The organism is Rathayibacter sp. AY1A2 (assembly GCF_002930935.1).
Taxonomy (GTDB): domain Bacteria; phylum Actinomycetota; class Actinomycetes; order Actinomycetales; family Microbacteriaceae; genus Rathayibacter.
In genome coordinates, this window is the sequence record NZ_PSTP01000033.1 from 1 (window position 1) to 15,733 (window position 15,733).

Consider the following 15,733-nt stretch of genomic DNA (forward strand, 5'->3'; position numbering starts at 1 on the left):
CCCCCTGCCCCGCCCCGTCTCTTCCGCCCGTCTCTTCCGCCCGTCCAGTCCCGTCCCGTCCCAGGAGGACCGATGCCGTCCCGCTCCGCCCGCACCACCGGGATCGTCCTCGCCGCCCTCGGACTCGTCGCCGTCGTCCTCGCGATCGTGCTCCTCGTCCGGCCCGCCGGCGGGGGAGCGCCCGGCGCAGCCACGGCGTCCGCGGGCCCGTCCTCGGCGCCGTCCGGGACCGCTCCGGCGACGTCCGCCGCTCCCGGCTCCGCGGAGGCGGCCGACGGCGCCGCCGCCCCCGCGCCGACGGCCTCCGCCGCTCCGTCCGACACCGAGTCGGGCACCGCATCCGACGCTCCTCCCGTGATCGTCTCCTTCGCCTCCACCCCCGCCTCCGTCGACTGCGAGGGCGACCGCACCGCCTCCGTCCCGCTCGCCCTGTCGTGGGAGACGAGCGGAGGCGCCACCGCCCGCCTGGCCGTCGGCACCACCGACGCGAGCGCGGGCGAGCCCGTCGACCTCGCGGCGTCCGGCTACACCGCCACCGCCGACTGCCGCGACTCCGAGACCCTGATCACCCTCGCCGTCCTCGCTCCCGACGGCACCACCGCCCAGCGCACCCTCGTCGTCCCCGCCTCCTGAACCGCTCCGCCCACGCGGAGGCGGTCACGGAGGCGTCGAGCGGCCCCGGCACGGCAGAATGGGACACGATGACCTCCACACCCCCTCCGCTCGGCCTGCTCCTCGACGTCGACGGGCCCATCGCGAGCCCCGTCACGCGCACGATCTCGATCCCCGAGATCGCCGACGACCTCGTCACCCTGGCCAACGCCGGCATCCCCATCGTGTTCAACACGGGCCGCTCCGACGCGTTCCTGCGCGAGCGGGTCCTGCCCGCGCTCCTCGAGCGCGGCGTCTCGGCCGAGGCCCGCATCGTCTGCGTCTGCGAGAAGGGCGCCGTCTGGTTCACCGTCGACTACCGCGGCACCTCGGAGCCGATCGTCGACGAGTCGCTCGCGATCCCCGAGCCGGTGGCCCGCGACCTCGAGCGGATGATCCGCTCCGACTACGACGACCTGGTCTTCTTCGACGAGACCAAGCGCTCGATGGTGTCCGCCGAGCAGCTGGTCGACCTGCCGAGCGAGGACTACCTCGAGCGCCAGCTCGTCTTCGATGCCGACGCCCTGCAGATCATGACCGCCGCGGGCCTGGGAGTCGAGCGCCGCGGCATCCGGTACCCGAACGAGGAGGGGACGGTCGACTTCCGCATCGACCCGACCGTCATCTCGACCGACATCGAGTCGAACCGGCTCGGCAAGGACCTCGGCGCCCAGCGCGCCGTGGAGCTGCTCGGAGCGACCGGCGCGATCCCGCAGCGCTGGCGCACGGTCGGCGACTCCCGGAGCGACTACGCGATGGCCGACTGGCTGTTCGAGCACGCCTACGACGTCGCCCACGTCGACGTGCGGCCCGCGGAGGGCGTGCCCGAGAAGCCCTACCCGGTCCTCGTCGTCGACGGAGCCGTGAACGACGCGGCCGGCGCCGCCGTGCTCCGCCGCTGGACGGAGCTCGTCGCCGACGAGACGACGCCCGAGGTCGGCGGCGCGATCTCGCTCCATGCCCGGAGCTGATCCGCAACCCTCATCCCTCGTCGCTCAGGCCCGTTAGCGTTCGAGCATGAGAATCGCAGTCACCGGTGGATCCGGCAAGCTCGGCCGCCACGTCGTCACCCGCCTCCGCGCTTCCGGGCACGAGGTCTTCAATCTGGACCGTGCGGGGGACCGCGGCGCGGGCTTCGTCCGCATCGACATCGCCGACTACGGCCAGGTCGTGGACGCGCTGCAGTCGGTGAACGACCAGTACGAGGGCATCGACGCGCTCGTGCACCTCGCCGCGATCCCCGCGCCGGGCCTCGTGCCCGACGTCGCCACGTTCCACAACAACATGATCGCGACGTTCAACGCGTTCCACGGAGCGATCCGTGCCGGCATCCGCAACGTCGTCTACGCCTCCAGCGAGACCGTGCTGGGCCTGCCCTTCGACGTCCCGCCGCCCTACATCCCGGTCGACGAGCAGTACCCGGCGCGCCCGGAGTCGGTCTACTCGCTCACCAAGCACCTCGAGGAGCAGATGGCGATCGAGCTGTGCCGCTGGCACCCGGACCTGAAGATCACGGGCCTGCGCTTCTCGAACGTCATGGACGAGGTCGACTACGCCGAGTTCCCGTCGTTCGACTCCGACGCGCTGCTGCGCAAGTGGAACCTCTGGGGCTACATCGACGGACGCGACGGAGCGCAGGCGGTCGAGAAGGCGCTGCTCGCCGAGACGACCGGGTTCGACCGCTTCATCATCGCCGCGGCCGACACCGTGATGACGCGCCCTAACGCCGAGCTGGTGGCCGAGGTGTTCCCCGGCGTCGAGCTGCGCGGCGACCTCGGGACAACCGGCACCCTGCTCTCGATCGACCACGCCCGCGAGGTCCTCGGCTACGCCCCCGAGCACTCCTGGCGCGACTCGCAGCAGGGCTGACCCGCGGGCCCGGCGCATCGGGATCCGCGCTGTTCGTCGGTGGGGTGGATCCCGATACGCGGGCTGCGCCCGCTCCTCGATCAGCAGGGGTGCGGTCGGCCCGTGACCGTGCCGGTCGAGGAGCGGCAGCGCGGCGTCTCGAGACCCGCCCTGTTCGTGCGCGGCTCGGCTCGCCGCCCCACGCACGAGCGCGCCCGGTCCGCAGGATGACTGCAGGCCGGGCGCGCTCCGTGGAGCCGAGGATCAGCTCGGGATGTAGTTGAAGGTGTCGGGGTCGGGGCCGGTGCGGTGGCCGCGGTCGAGCGCCGTGATGTCGGTCATCGCCTCGTCGTCGAGCTCGAAGTCGAAGAGGGCGAAGTTCTCCTCCACGCGCTTGCGGGTGACCGACTTCGGGAAGACGATGTCGCCGCGCTGGATGTGCCAGCGGAGCACGACCTGCGCCGGGCTGCGGTCGACGTTGCGCGCGATGCGGGTGATGGTGTCGTCGTCGAGGACGAGGCCCTGCGCGATCGGCGACCAGGCCTCGGTCGCGATGCCGTGCTCGGTGCCGTAGGCGCGGAGCTCCTGCTGCACGAGGTAGGGGTGCACCTCGATCTGGTTCACGGCCGGGACGATGGTCGCCTCGGCGCGGAGCCGGTTGAGGTGGTTGGTCTGGAAGTTGGAGACGCCGATCGCCTTCGCCTTGCCGCTGCGGTAGATCTCCTCCATCGCCTTCCAGGTCTCCAGGTAGTCGCCCACGTTCGGGAGCGGCCAGTGGATGAGGAAGAGGTCGACGTAGTCGAACTGCAGCTCGCCGAGGGTGACGTCGATCGCGGCGAGAGCGTCCTCGCGGGCGTGGAAGCCGTTGTTGAGCTTGCTGGTCACGAAGACCTCGGAGCGGTCGAGGCCGGAGGCGCGGACGGCCTCGCCGACGCCCGCCTCGTTGCCGTACATCTCGGCGGTGTCGATGTGGCGGTAGCCGACCTCGAGGGCCGCCAGGGTCGCGTCCTTGGTCTCGGCCGGGTCGATCTGGAACACGCCGAAGCCCAGCTGCGGGATCTCCACGCCGTTGTTCAGGGTGATCGTGGGGACCGTTGCGGTGTCGTCGCTCATGAGCGAGTACGTCCTTTCGTCGGGGCGAGGGCGCAGTGGAGCCGCGCCGTCGTGCCTCCAGTCCATCGTCTGCGGCTCTCAGCATCAACCCCTTGCGCGCTCGGCGGACATCCAGCTTCCCCGCGGAGGAGGAGTCGGTTCCCCTGAGCAGAGGTGCGCCCGCTCCGGGAACGCCGAAGGCCCCCGGCACGGATGCCGGGGGCCTTCGGGGAGCGCGACTTACGCGCGGGACTTGCGGCCGACGATCGCGCCGTAGATGAGGAGGACGACGATCGCGCCGACGACGGAGACGATGATGCTCACGATGTTGATGCCGTTGACGGCGTCCTGGATGCCGAACAGCGTGCTGAGGAAGCCGCCGAGCAGCGCGCCCACGATGCCGAGGACGATCGTGATGATCCATCCGCCGCCCTGCTTGCCCGGGAGGATGAGCTTGGCGAGCGCCCCGGCGATGAGGCCGAGGATGATCCAGCTGATGATGCCCATGATGTTTCTCCTTCAGTTCGTGCTCGATCGGCCGTTCCGATGCGAGCGGAGACACCGGCGGGCCGGTGTCCGGTGAGTCGTGGAAGCGGGGGTCAGCGGAGGCGGCGCTGCACCTTGTCGCGGGCCTTGCTCGCGATGGCGGTGAGCTGCTTGGCCTCGCGCTTGGAGGTCTTCTTGAGCTTCTTGCGGGTCTTCTTCGTGGCCGGGTCGTTCCACACGCCGAGTGCGAGGTGGCGCAGCTCTTCGTAGCGGCCACGGCCGGCGCGGGAGCCGAACACGTAGGCGGTGAAGGCGACCAGTGCCAGCAGGACGAGGCGGGGATTCATGCGGTGACCCTTCCATCGGAGAGCACCGGGTCGTGCTCGACACCCATTTGACTCTCCTGCGCAATCCGTGACAAACCACGGCCCGACCATTGACAGGGACCCCTCGCATCGTGTTCCGCGTGCGCGTGTACCCGATTCAGCCGCAGGCCGGAGACGTCTCGGACGGGAAGCGAGCGTGGAGGTAGTGGCCGTAGCCGCCCTCGACCCGGTTGTCGCGGCGGCCGGAGGTGACCACCTCGCCGCGGTCCGTCGCTCCGACCCGGGCGCCGCTCGCGCGCAGCCGCTCGACGAGCAGGACGTCCTCGTGCAGCGGCTCCCGGCCGAAGCCGCCCGCCGCGAGGTATGCGCTCGCGCGGACGCCGAGGTTCGCGCCGTGGATGCTGCCGATCGACTCCTCCCGCGCGCGGACGTCTCGCCAGCGCGAGTAGGCACCGGGGGAGAGGTCGGCCGGGTCGGGCCGGACCGTGCCGAGCAGCGCGTCGTGCCGTCGGGAGTGCTCGACGTGGGCGGCCAGCCAGTCGCGGGGGACCACGGTGTCGGCGTCGGTGTTGGCGATCCACACCTGCTCGAGCGGAGCAGCGACGGAGGAGAGGGCGTGCGCGATCCCGGCGGAGCGGGCGGCGCCGACTCCGCAGCGGGCGAGCTCCAGCACCTCGGCGCCGGCGGCACGGGCCCGCTCGACGGTCGCGTCGGAGCAGCCGTCCGCGGCGACCACGAGGCGCATCCCGATTCCGGGCGCCCGATGGGCGAGGTGGGTCGCGCTCGCCCGGACGGAGGCGATCAGGCCGCCGATCCGCTCCTCCTCGTCGAGGGCCGGGACGACGACCAGCACCTGCGCGAGCCGGCTCACACCAGCCCCGTCCGGCGGGCGACCGAGCGGGAGTCGCGGGCGTGGACCTCGAGCAGGACGTCCTCCTCCTCGTGGCGGGCGAGGCGGTGCAGGCCCAGCTCCGCCACGGCGGACTGCACGGCGTCGCCGTCCAGAGCGAGCCCCTCGATCGGATGCCGCCAGTGCACGGTGACGAGCTCCCCCGCGGGGGCGAGGGCGTCGCGGATGGTGCGCAGCACGCCGGGGAGGGCGTCGCCGAGGTAGTAGCCGACCTCCGAGAGCACGACCAGGTCGAACGGACCCTCCGGCACGCCGCGGGTGATGTCGTGGTGCTCGACCCGCACGTGCTCGAGCGGAGCGAGGCGGCGGGCGGCGCGCTCGACGGCGGCGCTCGACACGTCGATCGCCAGCAGGCGGTCGGCCCGGTCGGCCAGCGCCTCGGCCAGCACGCCGATCGAGGCGCCGATCTCCAGCACGGAGCCGTAGCGCTGCTCCGGCAGGCTCGCGAGGGTCAGGGCGCGCTTGCGCTGCTCGTACCAGCGGCTCGTGTACCCCCACGGGTCCTCGTGGCGGGCGTACAGCTCGTCGAAGTAGCTCATGCGATCCTCACCAGCCGGTCGTCCCCGGTGAAGGTGCGCAGGAAGAGCGGATGGAGCACCGGACCGGTCCCGTCGGGCCCGGGGTGGGTCTGGCTGGGATAGCGGGAGCGGGCACGGCGGGTGCGCTCGAGCAGCTCGTCGTCGAGCGGCAGGCGCACGAGGTCGCCCCACGGCACCTCGGGGTCCTCCGGGACCGCCCAGTGCCACAGCCAGATCGGCGCGGCGAGCAGCGGCTGCCCGCGCTCGCGCGCGACCTCCGCGCAGATCTCGCCGACCACGCGGTGGTCCCGGTGCCCGTCCCCGGTCCAGGTGGAGAGGAGCAGGACGGTCCCGGGGGCGCCGGCCGCCCGCTCGCGCACCTCGCGTGCGATGCGCTCGTGGTGCTCCGGGGTCGCCGAGTCCGGCACGTCGAGGAAGGCGAGCCCGATGCCGGGGCCGAGCTCCGCCAGGGCGTCCGAGGCCTCCCGCCGGCGCTCGGCAGCGAGGTCCGCGTCCCGCTCCCCGTGGGCCGCGGCTCCGTCGGTCACGACGACGACGTCGACCGCGATCCCGCGCCGACGCGCGAGCGCGATGGTGCCGCCGCAGCCGAGGGTCTCGTCGTCGGCGTGCGCCACGACCACCAGGACGCGCCGGATCCCGTCGGGCAGGGTCAGCTCCGGGAGGCGGTCGCGGCGGCCGTCCGCGGTCCAGCGCTCGAGAGGAGTGCCCTCGAGGCGCCCGTCGAAGGGCCGGCTCACCAGGAGGCCGCCTCGCCCGAGGCGAGCACGGCGCGGCCGAGAGCGGCGTCGTCGCGCTCGGCGTGGTGCTGGCGGACGTAGAGCGCGAGGTCGGCGACGCGCTTGGCGTGCTCGGCGTCGAGGGCGAGCGGAGCCGGGCCGAGCGCGCGGCCGACGCGGAGCAGGATCTCCTCGACCGCTCCGGCGACGCTCGCCCGCACGCGCTTGGCGAGCAGTGAGCCGCGGGGGCCGTCGGCCTCGCCCGCGTCGACCGCCGCGGCGGCCTCGTCCAGCGCCCGGCGCGACGCGGAGAGCGCCGTGTCGATCGCTCCGAGGTGGGCCAGGAGGTGCGGGTCTTCGCGTCGGGCTGCCGCTGCCGCGACGGCAGCCGCGACTCCGAGGGCTCCGCCGTGCCAGCAGGCGGCGACGCCGATGCCGCCCCAGGCGAAGCCGGGCCGCGAGAGGTACCAGCCGGCGTCCCCCACGGGGACGGCGCGGGTGCCGGAGAAGCGGACCGGTCCGCTGGGCACCTCCGTCAGGCCCCGCGCGTGCCAGGCGTCCTGCTCCGGCGTCGCCGACCCGTCGCGCAGCGCCACGGCGAAGAGGCGGCGCTCGCCGGAGGCGTCGCCGACGTGGGCGGTGACGAGGGCGGCGTCGAGGCGGTCGGCCAGCGAGCACCAGGGCTTCACTCCGTCGAGCAGCCAGTCGCCGTCGCTCTCGCGCGCGACCAGAGGATCCCCGCCGCCCTCGGCCGCGAAGACCCCCCAGGCGGCGTCGGCGGCGACTCCGAGTCCGGACGGGTCGAGCTCCGCCTCGCCGAGGATCGCGAGAGCGTCGAGGTGCGGCTCCACCGCGCGCGCGACGCCGAGGTCGTGCCGAGCCAGGCGCTCGAGGAGACCGTGCAGCTCGGCGGTGCGACCGGTGCCGGGCCGGGGCGCGTCGGCGCTCAGACCGCGCGCGAAGCCGAGCGCGCCGTCGACGTCGTGGGGGAGGAGAGAGGAGGAGTGCTGGTCCATCGCCTCCGAAACTACGCAGTCGAGCGGGCGGCGTCCGGCGATTGTCCCCGAACGGACGGGGTGCTAAGCGTCAGATGTCAAGGTCGTTGATCCTGTGCAGGAGAGAGGCGAAGAGCTCGACGTCGGCGAGCGCCCAGCTGCGCAGCTCCTCGTGCATCAGCGCCTGGTTCGAGCTGCGGATCTCGCGCAGCCGCGCGGCGGTCGCCGGAGTCACCGAGAGGATCGTGGCGCGGCCGTCCTGCGGGTCGGGGGTGCGCTCGAGGAAGCCGAGGCGGTCGAGCGCCGTGATCTGGCGGCTGAGCGCCGACTTGTCCATCTCGAGGAGCTCGGCCAGCACGCCCGAGTGCACGGGTCCGCGGCGCTCGAGCGCCGAGATCGTCTTGTAGCCCAGTGGCGTCAGCTCCGGGTGGAGACGCTCTGCGTAGGAGCGCATCGCCGCCCGCACACGGTTGAAGAGGGTGCTGAGCTCGCCCTCCACCGAGGCGATCGCGGAGTCGACGTCGCGGGCGGAGTCGGGGGTCGGGCCGGTCATGCCTCCAGCATCCCGCGCGAGGACCCTCCTCCTCGACTTGCGCCCGCGCGCCGCGATGACGTACGCTTCCCGAAGCCAAAGACCGCCGGTTTCCGGTGTGCGCACGAGCAGGGCCCCGGCCCCGCGGATCGCCACCGGACGAAGGATTCGCGAAGCGAATTGCCCGCGCAGGTGCACGAGTTCAGTTCCGCCTCACCGCGATCCCGAAGCTCCGCGCCCCTGTGCCGGAGCTTTTTTCTTTGCCTGCCTTCGGGCTACCGGCACGAGAATTCACAGGAGTAGCCATGGCGAACAAGGAAGCCTCGGTTGCCGAACTCACGGAGAAGTTCCAGAGCTCGACGGCCGTTCTGCTGACCGAGTACCGCGGTCTCACTGTTGCTCAGCTCAAGACGCTGCGCAAGGACATCAGTGAGCACGCAACCTACGCCGTGGTGAAGAACACGCTGACCAAGATCGCGGCGAACAACGCCGGTATCTCGTCCTTCGACGACGAGCTCGCTGGCCCCTCGGCCATCGCGTTCGTGCACGGCGACCCTGTCGCCGTCGCGAAGTCGCTGCGTGCCTTCGCCAAGGCAAACCCTCTCCTCGTGGTCAAGGGCGGTTACTTCGACGGTAACCCGCTGACCGCAGAAGAGGTGGGCAAGCTCGCCGACCTCGAGTCCCGCGAAGTTCTGCTCGGCAAGCTCGCCGGCGCCTTCAAGGCCTCGCTGTTCGGCGCCGCATATCTGTTCAACGCTCCGCTCTCGAAGGCCGTTCGCACGGTCGAGGCGCTGCGCGAGAAGCAGGAGTCCGCGAGCTGACGTCTTCCCCTTCCGGGAAGCAGTGCGCGCGCGGTTCGTAGACAAAGAAAAACAAGGAGAAAAATCATGGCAAAGCTCACGCAGGACGAGCTCATCGAGGCCTTCAAGGAGCTCACGCTCATCGAGCTCTCGGAGTTCGTCAAGAAGTTCGAAGAGGTCTTCGAGGTCACCGCTGCGGCGCCCGTCGCCGCCGCCGGTGTGGCCGGCCCGGCCGCCCCCGCCGAAGAGGTCGAGGAGCAGACCGAGTTCGACGTCGTGCTCGAGGCCGCCGGCGAGAAGAAGATCCAGGTCATCAAGGAGGTGCGCGCCCTCACCAGCCTCGGCCTCGGTGAGGCGAAGGCGCTCGTCGACGGTGCCCCCAAGGCGGTCCTCGAGGCCGTCAACAAGGAGACCGCCGAGAAGGCCAAGGCTCAGCTCGAGGGCGCCGGCGCGACCGTCACCGTCAAGTAATCCCCCTCACCCGTCGCGGCGGCTCCGGCCGGTCGCTCGTCAGGGTGACGCAGGCACGCCTGCAGACGCAGGGCGTCGTCTCCTCGGAGGCGGCGCCCTTCGTCGTTCCCGGCCGACGGAGGCCCGCGCCCCTAGGATCGGAGCGTGACTGCTCACGATCTGCTCGCCGGGCTCCCCGCCCGCGACGTCCCGCCCAGCGAGGTCTCGCTCAGCGAGCTCCTGAGCGACTTCGTCTCGGTGACGCACCGGATCACCCGCCTCGCCGCCCAGGCGACCGGCAACCAGGAGTCGCAGGCCGTCTGGCGCACGCTCTCGGTGCTCCTCTCGATGGGCCCGATGCGCCTGGGGGAGCTCGCCTCCCAGAGCCGCGTCTCGCAGCCCACGATGACCAAGATCGTGAAGAACCTCGTCGAGACCGGCTGGCTGGACCGCATCGCCGATCCCCTCGACGCGCGCGCCTGGCAGATCCGCCTGGCTCCCGCCGGCGCGGACGCGCTGAACGCCTGGCGGACCGACCTCGGCGACGCGCTGACGCCGATCTTCGCCGATCTCACCCTCGAGGACCGCCGCGTCCTCGAGCGCGCCGTCGAGATCATGCACGAGCGCCTCGTCGTCGGCCCGCGCGACTGACCCCTCCCGCGCGGTTCCGCCGCGCGGCACACTGGTCGCGTGCAGATGCGACTCGAGCTCGTCCCCCTCCCCGTCGGCGACGTCGACCGCGCGGTCGCCTTCTACACGGAGGTGATGGGCTTCCACCTCGACCACGACGTGCGGCCCTCCGCCGCGATGCGCGTGGTCCAGCTCACCCCGCCCGGCTCGGCCTGCTCGATCGTGGTCGGCAGCGGGATGGGCCCCGGTCCGGAGGAGGGCGTCGTCCGCTCCCTCCACCTCGTCGTCGACGACATCGCCGCCGCTCGCGCGGAGCTCGTCGGCCGCTCGCTCGAGATCAGCGAGGTCCAGGACCTGGGCGGCGTGCAGTACGCGTACTTCGCCGATCCGGACGGCAACACCTGGGCGCTCCAGGAGATCGGGAGCAGGACGCCCCCGGAGTGAGTCAGTCCTCGGGCCAGCGGACCCGGGCGTCGACGTCGGGGTGCTTGCGCAGCCAGGCCGCGACGAAGGGGCAGCGCGGGACGACCGTGCCGCCCGCCTCCGTGATCGCGGTGACCGCGGCCCGCGAGAGGATGCTCCCGAGGCCGTGGCCCTCCCACGCGTCGTCGACGACGGTATGGGTGAGCGTCACCTCGTCGCCCTGACGGGTGTACGCGGCGAAGCCGGCCGGGGTGCCGCCGACCTCGATCACGAAGCGGGACCGCTCGGGGACGTCGCGGACGGTGGGGGTGTCGGAGTCGCTCATGCTCCGATTCTCGCCCCCCGCGGCGCCGAGGTGCTGGTGCGGATCACCAGCGAGGCGGGGATCAGCGTGTGGCGGGCCGGGGGAGGGGGCTCGCCGCGACCGAGGGCGGCCAGCGCGTCCAGCACCAGCGCGACTGCGAGCTCGCCCTGCTGGCGCGGGTCCTGGCGGATCGAGCTGAGACCGAAGAGCTCGGCGAGGGGGTGGTCGTCGATCCCGATGACGGAGACGTCCTCGGGCACCGAGAGGCCGAGCTCGCGCGCCGCGAGGATGATCCCGATCGCGATCTCATCGGAGGCGGCGAAGATCGCCGTCGGCCGGGTTCGCGGGTCGCCGAGGACCTGCCGTCCGGCGCTGTGCCCGCCGGGGATGTCGAAGGTGGTGGGCACGATGTCCTGCGCGCCCGGCTCGAGGCCGGCGGCCGCGAGCGCCTGGCGGAAGCCGTCGCGGCGCTGCGTGTGGACGTGGAAGTCCATCTCCTCCTCCGCGAGCCCGCCGATGTGGACGACCCGCTCGTGGCCGAGGGAGAGCAGGTGCTCCGTGGCGAGGCGGGAGGCGGCGACGTCGTCGATGCTGAAGGTGGGGATGCCGGGGAGCTCGCCGCCGATGCCGACGATGGGCTTGCCCAGGGCGAGGAGCGCCTCCGTCTCGTGCGGCGAGATCTCGAGCGTGACGGCGACGATCGCGTCGACGCGCTTGCGGACGAGATAGTACTCGAACACGCTCCGGCGGGCGTCGAGGTGCTTGTCGATGTTGTAGAGGAGCAGATCGTAGCCGGCGGCGAGCAGGGCGCGCTCGATGCCCTCGATGATCCCGGCGAAGAACCACTGGTTGATGATCGGGATGATCACGGCGATGTTGTTGCTGCGGCCGGTGACGAGGCTGGAGGCGTTGGCGGAGACGACGTAGCCCAGGCTCGTCGCGGCGCGCTCGACGCGCTGCTTCGTCCCCGCGGAGACGTAGCCCCGGCCGCTGAGCGCGCGCGAGACCGTCGCCTTCGACACTCCTGCGAGCTCGGCCACCTCTTCGATGCCTGGCACGGCGTTCCTCCCGACCGTCCGGCCTCGATGCTGGAAACGGTTCCAGGAAGTTATACCCCGCCCGGCGGCCGGGCGTCGCGCCGAGATCGATCTCCGCTCGGCCCCGGCCCCGCGATCGCTGTTCTGACGCCGAATCGTTATCTCAGAGAGCGCTCTATCATCGGCGTTGTGCTTTCATCGTTCTTGTGGAAAGGTTTCCCTCCGTGGGAGCCCATCCACACGAATCCGGTGATCCGCTCGGAGTTCCTCCTGGCATCGCCATCACCAGCATCCGAGTCGTCGCGGCACACGCTTCGAGCCGCCACAGCCTCCCGATCCCGATCGGCGAGGAGCGGCCTGCTCGGCTGGTTCCACCACTCAATGAGGAGGAAGAATGCGGTCATCCCTGCACCGCCGTATCACCGTCCCAGTCGCCGTTCTGGCAGCGGCCGGCATCGCACTCGCGGGCTGCTCCAGCAGCAGTGACCCCAACGACCCGAACGCCGGCGGCGGCAGCTCGGCCGGCACGGTCGGCACCGCCGACGGCGTCGTCAACGTCTACGGCACCATCAACGGCGACGAGGCCACCCTTCTCGAGCAGTCCTGGGCGGACTGGGAGAAGGAGAGCGGCATCGAGATCAAGTACACGGGCGACAAGGAGTTCGAGAAGCAGATCGGCATCAAGGTCCAGGGTGGCGACACCCCCGACCTCGCGATCTTCCCGCAGCCGGGTCTGCTCGCCGACACCGTCGCCTCCGGCAAGGTGCAGGAGCTCCCCGAGGGCGCCCTCGCCAACGTCAAGCAGAACTGGTCCGAGGACTGGCAGAAGTACGGCCAGGTCGACGGCACCCAGTACGGCGCGCCGCTGATGGCGTCCGTCAAGGGCTACATCTGGTACTCCCCGGCCAAGTTCAAGGAGTGGGGCGTCTCCGTTCCCACGACGTGGGACGAGATGGAGGCGCTCGGCAAGACGATCGCCGAGAAGACCGGCGGACCGTCCTGGTGCGCGGGCTTCAACTCCGGTGAGGCCTCCGGCTGGCCCGGAACCGACTGGATCGAGGACGCCGTCCTCCGCGAGGCCGGCCCCGACGTCTACGACTCCTGGGTCGCGGGCGACACCCCCTTCACCGACCCGGCCATCAAGTCCGCGTTCGACTCCGTCGGATCGATCCTCCTCGACCCGACCCTCGTCAACGCCGGCTACGGCGACGTGAAGTCGATCAACTCCACCGCCTTCGGCGACGTCGCCCAGAACATGGCGAACGGCACCTGCGCGCTGACCCACCAGGCCTCGTTCTTCGAGGGCTTCCTGACCTCGGCCGGCGCCAACGTGGCCGAGGACGGCGACGTGTGGGCCTTCCTCACCCCGCCGGTCAAGGCCGACGACGCCCAGGCCGTCACCGGTGGTGGCGAGATGGTCGCCGCGTTCTCGAACGACGAGGACACCGCGAAGGTCCAGGAGTACCTGGCCAGCGCCGACTGGGCCAACAGCCGCGTCTCCCTCGGCGGCGTCATCTCCGCGAACACCGGTCTCGACCCGGCCAACGCGGGCAGCGACGTCCTGAAGGACTCCATCGCGATCCTCCAGAACCCGGACACCACGTTCCGCTTCGACGCGTCCGACCTCATGCCGAAGGCAGTGGGCTCGGACAGCTTCTTCAAGGGCATGGTCGACTGGATCGACGGCACGAGCACCGACCAGGCGCTCGAGGAGATCCAGGCCGGCTACACCTCCTAGCAGCGGAGCAGAGCCGCCGCTCCCGAGTGGCGGCTCAGCTGTGACGGCCCGGCCCCCGAATCCACGGATCCCGGGGCCGGGCCCCTCCTGAGTCCAGAGTCGCACTCGAAAGGGCGTCCATGTCCCCCATCACCATCTCGGGGTTCTTCCAATGGCTGGCGGGAATCCCGCCGCTCGCGCAGATCCCGCTCATCCTCCTGGCCTTCGCGGCCGTGGTGGCGCTCATCCTCTTCTTCGTCGAGATCGCGCCCCGCCGCGGCACCGGCTACACGGTCCTCCGGCTCGCGGTGACGGTCGTCCTGCCGGTCGTCCTCCTGCTGGTCTTCGGCCTCTACAACTCCGTCCTCTGGGTCGCGGTGGTGGCCGCCGTCATCGGCGGCGCGCTGTTCCTGCTCGACTTCCGGTCCCGCAAAGGCGCGGGCTACGGACTCCAGCTCATCGCGTTCATGGCACCGGCCGCCTTCTTCATCCTCATCGGCCTGATCTACCCGACGATCACGACGGCCATCAACGCGTTCATGAAGAACGACGGCTCCGGATTCGCCGGCATCGACAACTTCGTCTGGGTCTTCACCAGCCCCGACGGCATCACCGCCTTCCTCAACACGGTGGTCTGGGTGCTCCTGGCCCCGATCACGGCGACCGCGATCGGTCTCGCCTACGCGGTCTTCATCGACAAGAGCCGCGGCGAGAAGTTCTTCAAGCTGCTGGTCTTCATGCCGATGGCGATCTCGTTCGTCGGCGCGTCGATCATCTTCAAGTTCTTCTACGACGTGCGCCAGGGCGAGCAGATCGGCCTCCTCAACGGCATCCTCACCGCCTTCGGCGCCCCGCCGGTCGACTGGCTGGGACTCGAGCCGTGGAACACGCTGTTCCTCGTCGTCGTCCTCATCTGGACCCAGGCCGGATTCGCCATGACGGTGCTCTCCGCCGCCATCAAGGGCGTCCCCTCCGAGCAGCTCGAAGCGGCCTCGCTCGACGGCACCAGCGCGTGGCAGTCCTTCTGGAACGTCACCGTCCCCGGCATCCGCTCCTCGATCGTGGTCGTCCTCACGACGATCTCGATCGCGTCGCTGAAGGTCTTCGACATCGTCTCGGCGATGACCGGCGGCCGCTCCGACACCACGGTCCTCGCGTTCGAGATGGTCCGCCAGTTCCAGCTCGGCGCCCGCAGCGGCTACAGCGCGGCCCTCGCGGTCATCCTGTTCCTGCTCGTGCTCCCGATCGTCGTCTACAACGCCCGCCAGCTCGCCAAGCAGAGGGAGATCCGATGAGCGTCACGCCCACTCCGATCCAGGTTCCGGTCGACCGCAGCACCGAGCGCGCGCTCGCCCGCGGCGAGTCCAGGATCGAGGCGGCCAGCGGCAAGGTGAAGAAGGCGACGACGTCGCGCGGCGCCACCCTCGCCGCGCTGATCATCGCCGTCATCTGGACCGTCCCCACCCTCGGTCTGTTCATCTCGTCGTTCCGCCCCGCGAACGACATCAAGACGACCGGCTGGTGGACGATCTTCGCCAACCCCGGCTTCACCCTCGACAACTACGCGAACGCGCTCAACTCCGGCGACAGCCTGACCCTGGGCAAGGCGTTCGTGAACTCGCTGGTCATCACGCTGCCGGCGGCGCTGATCCCGATCACGATCGCCAGCCTCGCCGCCTACGCGTTCGCCTGGATCGACTTCAAGGGCCGCAACACGCTCTTCGTCCTCGTGTTCTCGCTCCAGATCGTCCCCATCCAGATGGCGCTCGTGCCGCTGCTGCAGCTGTTCTCGGACGGCCTGCGCATCGGAGGGCTCTACATCCTCCCCGGCCTCGGGGTGAACGGGTTGGACGGCTCCTACGCGAAGGTGTGGATCGCGCACACGATCTTCGCGCTCCCGCTCGCGATCTTCATGCTCCACAACTTCATCTCCGAGATCCCCGGCGAGGTCATCGAAGCGGCACGAGTGGACGGCGCCGGACACGGCCAGATCTTCTTCCGCATCGTCCTCCCGCTCTCGGTCCCCGCCATCGCCTCCTTCGGCATCTTCCAGTTCCTCTGGGTCTGGAACGACCTGCTGGTCGCGACGGTCTTCACCTCCGGACAGGGGCTGCCGATCACGAAGGCGCTGCAGGACCTCACCGGCTCCTACGGCCAATCGTGGGAGCTGCTCACGGCCGGCGCGTTCATCTCGATCATCGTGCCGCTCATCGTGTTCTTCTCCCTCCAGAGGTTCTTCGTCCGCGGCCTCCTCGCTGGCGCCACCAAGGGCTGACG

Annotated in this window: 20 protein-coding genes; 10 read left to right on the plus strand and 10 right to left on the minus strand. The window is 70.9% G+C overall.

The genetic code is table 11. From position 1 onward, the window contains the following. Positions 1–72: 72 nt before the first annotated feature. The 3 genes from C5B93_RS16460 to C5B93_RS16470 all read left to right on the plus strand — a co-directional run bounded on the left by C5B93_RS16460 (position 73) and on the right by C5B93_RS16470 (position 2,520). Complete coding sequence (locus C5B93_RS16460) at positions 73–633, plus strand: hypothetical protein (protein WP_104292975.1); 561 nt, start codon at positions 73–75, stop codon at positions 631–633. A 68-nt stretch (positions 634–701) separates the two neighbouring features. Continuing rightward, positions 702–1,622, plus strand: coding sequence for a hypothetical protein (locus C5B93_RS16465; RefSeq protein ID WP_104292976.1), 921 nt, complete (start codon positions 702–704; stop codon positions 1,620–1,622). A 46-nt stretch (positions 1,623–1,668) separates the two neighbouring features. Next, complete coding sequence (locus tag C5B93_RS16470; protein WP_104224328.1) at positions 1,669–2,520, plus strand: NAD(P)-dependent oxidoreductase; 852 nt, start codon at positions 1,669–1,671, stop codon at positions 2,518–2,520. A 243-nt stretch (positions 2,521–2,763) separates the two neighbouring features. Here the strand turns inward: C5B93_RS16470 and C5B93_RS16475 are convergent, their stop codons facing one another. The 8 genes from C5B93_RS16475 to C5B93_RS16510 all read right to left on the minus strand — a co-directional run bounded on the left by C5B93_RS16475 (position 2,764) and on the right by C5B93_RS16510 (position 8,116). After that, the gene (locus tag C5B93_RS16475; RefSeq protein ID WP_104248244.1) at positions 2,764–3,612 is read right to left on the minus strand and encodes an aldo/keto reductase; all 849 of its coding nucleotides are present in this window, start codon (positions 3,610–3,612) and stop codon (positions 2,764–2,766) included. Between the two features lie 219 nt (positions 3,613–3,831). Further along, positions 3,832–4,098 carry a GlsB/YeaQ/YmgE family stress response membrane protein gene (locus tag C5B93_RS16480; protein WP_104224330.1) on the minus strand — a complete coding sequence of 89 codons (267 nt, stop codon included), beginning with the start codon at positions 4,096–4,098 and terminating at the stop codon, positions 3,832–3,834. Between the two features lie 92 nt (positions 4,099–4,190). Beyond that, positions 4,191–4,424, minus strand: coding sequence for a hypothetical protein (locus tag C5B93_RS16485; RefSeq protein WP_104227476.1), 234 nt, complete (start codon positions 4,422–4,424; stop codon positions 4,191–4,193). Between the two features lie 136 nt (positions 4,425–4,560). Beyond that, on the minus strand, positions 4,561–5,274 hold the full coding sequence (locus C5B93_RS16490) for a glycosyltransferase family 2 protein (protein WP_104234597.1): 714 nt from the start codon (positions 5,272–5,274) through the stop codon (positions 4,561–4,563). Continuing rightward, positions 5,271–5,852 (minus strand): class I SAM-dependent methyltransferase, encoded by a 582-nt coding sequence (locus C5B93_RS16495; protein ID WP_104234596.1) that lies wholly within the window; start codon positions 5,850–5,852, stop codon positions 5,271–5,273. Before C5B93_RS16495 ends, C5B93_RS16490 begins: the two co-directional genes overlap by 4 nt. Beyond that, a complete protein-coding gene (locus C5B93_RS16500; RefSeq protein ID WP_181068428.1) occupies positions 5,849–6,589 on the minus strand; it encodes a PIG-L deacetylase family protein in 741 nt (246 codons plus the stop codon). Before C5B93_RS16500 ends, C5B93_RS16495 begins: the two co-directional genes overlap by 4 nt. After that, on the minus strand, positions 6,586–7,584 hold the full coding sequence (locus C5B93_RS16505; RefSeq protein WP_219812616.1) for an acyl-CoA dehydrogenase: 999 nt from the start codon (positions 7,582–7,584) through the stop codon (positions 6,586–6,588). The genes C5B93_RS16500 and C5B93_RS16505 overlap by 4 nt, the downstream gene beginning before the upstream one ends. A 70-nt stretch (positions 7,585–7,654) precedes the next feature. After that, positions 7,655–8,116, minus strand: coding sequence for a MarR family winged helix-turn-helix transcriptional regulator (locus tag C5B93_RS16510; protein ID WP_104224334.1), 462 nt, complete (start codon positions 8,114–8,116; stop codon positions 7,655–7,657). Positions 8,117–8,400: 284 nt separating this feature from the next. Between C5B93_RS16510 and rplJ the strand changes: the two genes are divergently transcribed. The 4 genes from rplJ to C5B93_RS16530 all read left to right on the plus strand — a co-directional run bounded on the left by rplJ (position 8,401) and on the right by C5B93_RS16530 (position 10,419). Then, the gene (gene rplJ, locus C5B93_RS16515) at positions 8,401–8,916 is read left to right on the plus strand and encodes a 50S ribosomal protein L10 (RefSeq protein WP_055791018.1); all 516 of its coding nucleotides are present in this window, start codon (positions 8,401–8,403) and stop codon (positions 8,914–8,916) included. 66 nt (positions 8,917–8,982) lie between these two features. Further along, positions 8,983–9,366, plus strand: coding sequence for a 50S ribosomal protein L7/L12 (rplL, locus tag C5B93_RS16520; RefSeq protein ID WP_104224335.1), 384 nt, complete (start codon positions 8,983–8,985; stop codon positions 9,364–9,366). Between the two features lie 144 nt (positions 9,367–9,510). Further along, positions 9,511–9,996, plus strand: coding sequence for a MarR family winged helix-turn-helix transcriptional regulator (locus tag C5B93_RS16525; RefSeq protein ID WP_258059518.1), 486 nt, complete (start codon positions 9,511–9,513; stop codon positions 9,994–9,996). A 39-nt stretch (positions 9,997–10,035) separates the two neighbouring features. Next, a complete protein-coding gene (locus C5B93_RS16530; RefSeq protein ID WP_181027271.1) occupies positions 10,036–10,419 on the plus strand; it encodes a VOC family protein in 384 nt (127 codons plus the stop codon). Between the two features lies 1 nt (position 10,420). Here the strand turns inward: C5B93_RS16530 and C5B93_RS16535 are convergent, their stop codons facing one another. Both C5B93_RS16535 and C5B93_RS16540 read right to left on the minus strand, forming a co-directional pair. Further along, positions 10,421–10,723 carry a GNAT family N-acetyltransferase gene (locus C5B93_RS16535; RefSeq protein ID WP_104273430.1) on the minus strand — a complete coding sequence of 101 codons (303 nt, stop codon included), beginning with the start codon at positions 10,721–10,723 and terminating at the stop codon, positions 10,421–10,423. Continuing rightward, on the minus strand, positions 10,720–11,760 hold the full coding sequence (locus C5B93_RS16540; protein ID WP_104224337.1) for a LacI family DNA-binding transcriptional regulator: 1,041 nt from the start codon (positions 11,758–11,760) through the stop codon (positions 10,720–10,722). Before C5B93_RS16540 ends, C5B93_RS16535 begins: the two co-directional genes overlap by 4 nt. Positions 11,761–12,133: 373 nt before the next feature. On the opposite strand from C5B93_RS16540, the gene C5B93_RS16545 reads away from it, so the two are divergent. The 3 genes from C5B93_RS16545 to C5B93_RS16555 all read left to right on the plus strand — a co-directional run bounded on the left by C5B93_RS16545 (position 12,134) and on the right by C5B93_RS16555 (position 15,731). Beyond that, complete coding sequence (locus C5B93_RS16545; protein ID WP_104227181.1) at positions 12,134–13,477, plus strand: ABC transporter substrate-binding protein; 1,344 nt, start codon at positions 12,134–12,136, stop codon at positions 13,475–13,477. Between the two features lie 119 nt (positions 13,478–13,596). After that, entirely contained in the window at positions 13,597–14,751 is a 1,155-nt protein-coding gene (locus C5B93_RS16550; protein WP_181027270.1) for a carbohydrate ABC transporter permease, read from the plus strand. Next, the gene (locus tag C5B93_RS16555) at positions 14,748–15,731 is read left to right on the plus strand and encodes a carbohydrate ABC transporter permease (RefSeq protein WP_104224339.1); all 984 of its coding nucleotides are present in this window, start codon (positions 14,748–14,750) and stop codon (positions 15,729–15,731) included. The genes C5B93_RS16550 and C5B93_RS16555 overlap by 4 nt, the downstream gene beginning before the upstream one ends. Positions 15,732–15,733: the final 2 nt, after the last annotated feature.

What these genes read in the sequence shown, in the direction of transcription:
- C5B93_RS16460 (WP_104292975.1), top strand. Translation starts at nt 73, where the DNA reads ATGCCGTCCCGCTCCGCCCGCACCACCGGGATCGTCCTCGCCGCCCTC.
- C5B93_RS16465 (WP_104292976.1), top strand. Translation starts at nt 702, where the DNA reads ATGACCTCCACACCCCCTCCGCTCGGCCTGCTCCTCGACGTCGACGGG.
- C5B93_RS16470 (WP_104224328.1), top strand. Translation starts at nt 1,669, where the DNA reads ATGAGAATCGCAGTCACCGGTGGATCCGGCAAGCTCGGCCGCCACGTC.
- C5B93_RS16475 (WP_104248244.1), bottom strand. Translation starts at nt 3,612, where the DNA reads ATGAGCGACGACACCGCAACGGTCCCCACGATCACCCTGAACAACGGC.
- C5B93_RS16480 (WP_104224330.1), bottom strand. Translation starts at nt 4,098, where the DNA reads ATGGGCATCATCAGCTGGATCATCCTCGGCCTCATCGCCGGGGCGCTC.
- C5B93_RS16485 (WP_104227476.1), bottom strand. Translation starts at nt 4,424, where the DNA reads ATGAATCCCCGCCTCGTCCTGCTGGCACTGGTCGCCTTCACCGCCTAC.
- C5B93_RS16495 (WP_104234596.1), bottom strand. Translation starts at nt 5,852, where the DNA reads ATGAGCTACTTCGACGAGCTGTACGCCCGCCACGAGGACCCGTGGGGG.
- C5B93_RS16505 (WP_219812616.1), bottom strand. Translation starts at nt 7,584, where the DNA reads ATGGACCAGCACTCCTCCTCTCTCCTCCCCCACGACGTCGACGGCGCG.
- C5B93_RS16510 (WP_104224334.1), bottom strand. Translation starts at nt 8,116, where the DNA reads ATGACCGGCCCGACCCCCGACTCCGCCCGCGACGTCGACTCCGCGATC.
- rplJ (WP_055791018.1), top strand. Translation starts at nt 8,401, where the DNA reads ATGGCGAACAAGGAAGCCTCGGTTGCCGAACTCACGGAGAAGTTCCAG.
- rplL (WP_104224335.1), top strand. Translation starts at nt 8,983, where the DNA reads ATGGCAAAGCTCACGCAGGACGAGCTCATCGAGGCCTTCAAGGAGCTC.
- C5B93_RS16535 (WP_104273430.1), bottom strand. Translation starts at nt 10,723, where the DNA reads ATGAGCGACTCCGACACCCCCACCGTCCGCGACGTCCCCGAGCGGTCC.
- C5B93_RS16545 (WP_104227181.1), top strand. Translation starts at nt 12,134, where the DNA reads ATGCGGTCATCCCTGCACCGCCGTATCACCGTCCCAGTCGCCGTTCTG.
- C5B93_RS16550 (WP_181027270.1), top strand. Translation starts at nt 13,597, where the DNA reads ATGTCCCCCATCACCATCTCGGGGTTCTTCCAATGGCTGGCGGGAATC.
- C5B93_RS16555 (WP_104224339.1), top strand. Translation starts at nt 14,748, where the DNA reads ATGAGCGTCACGCCCACTCCGATCCAGGTTCCGGTCGACCGCAGCACC.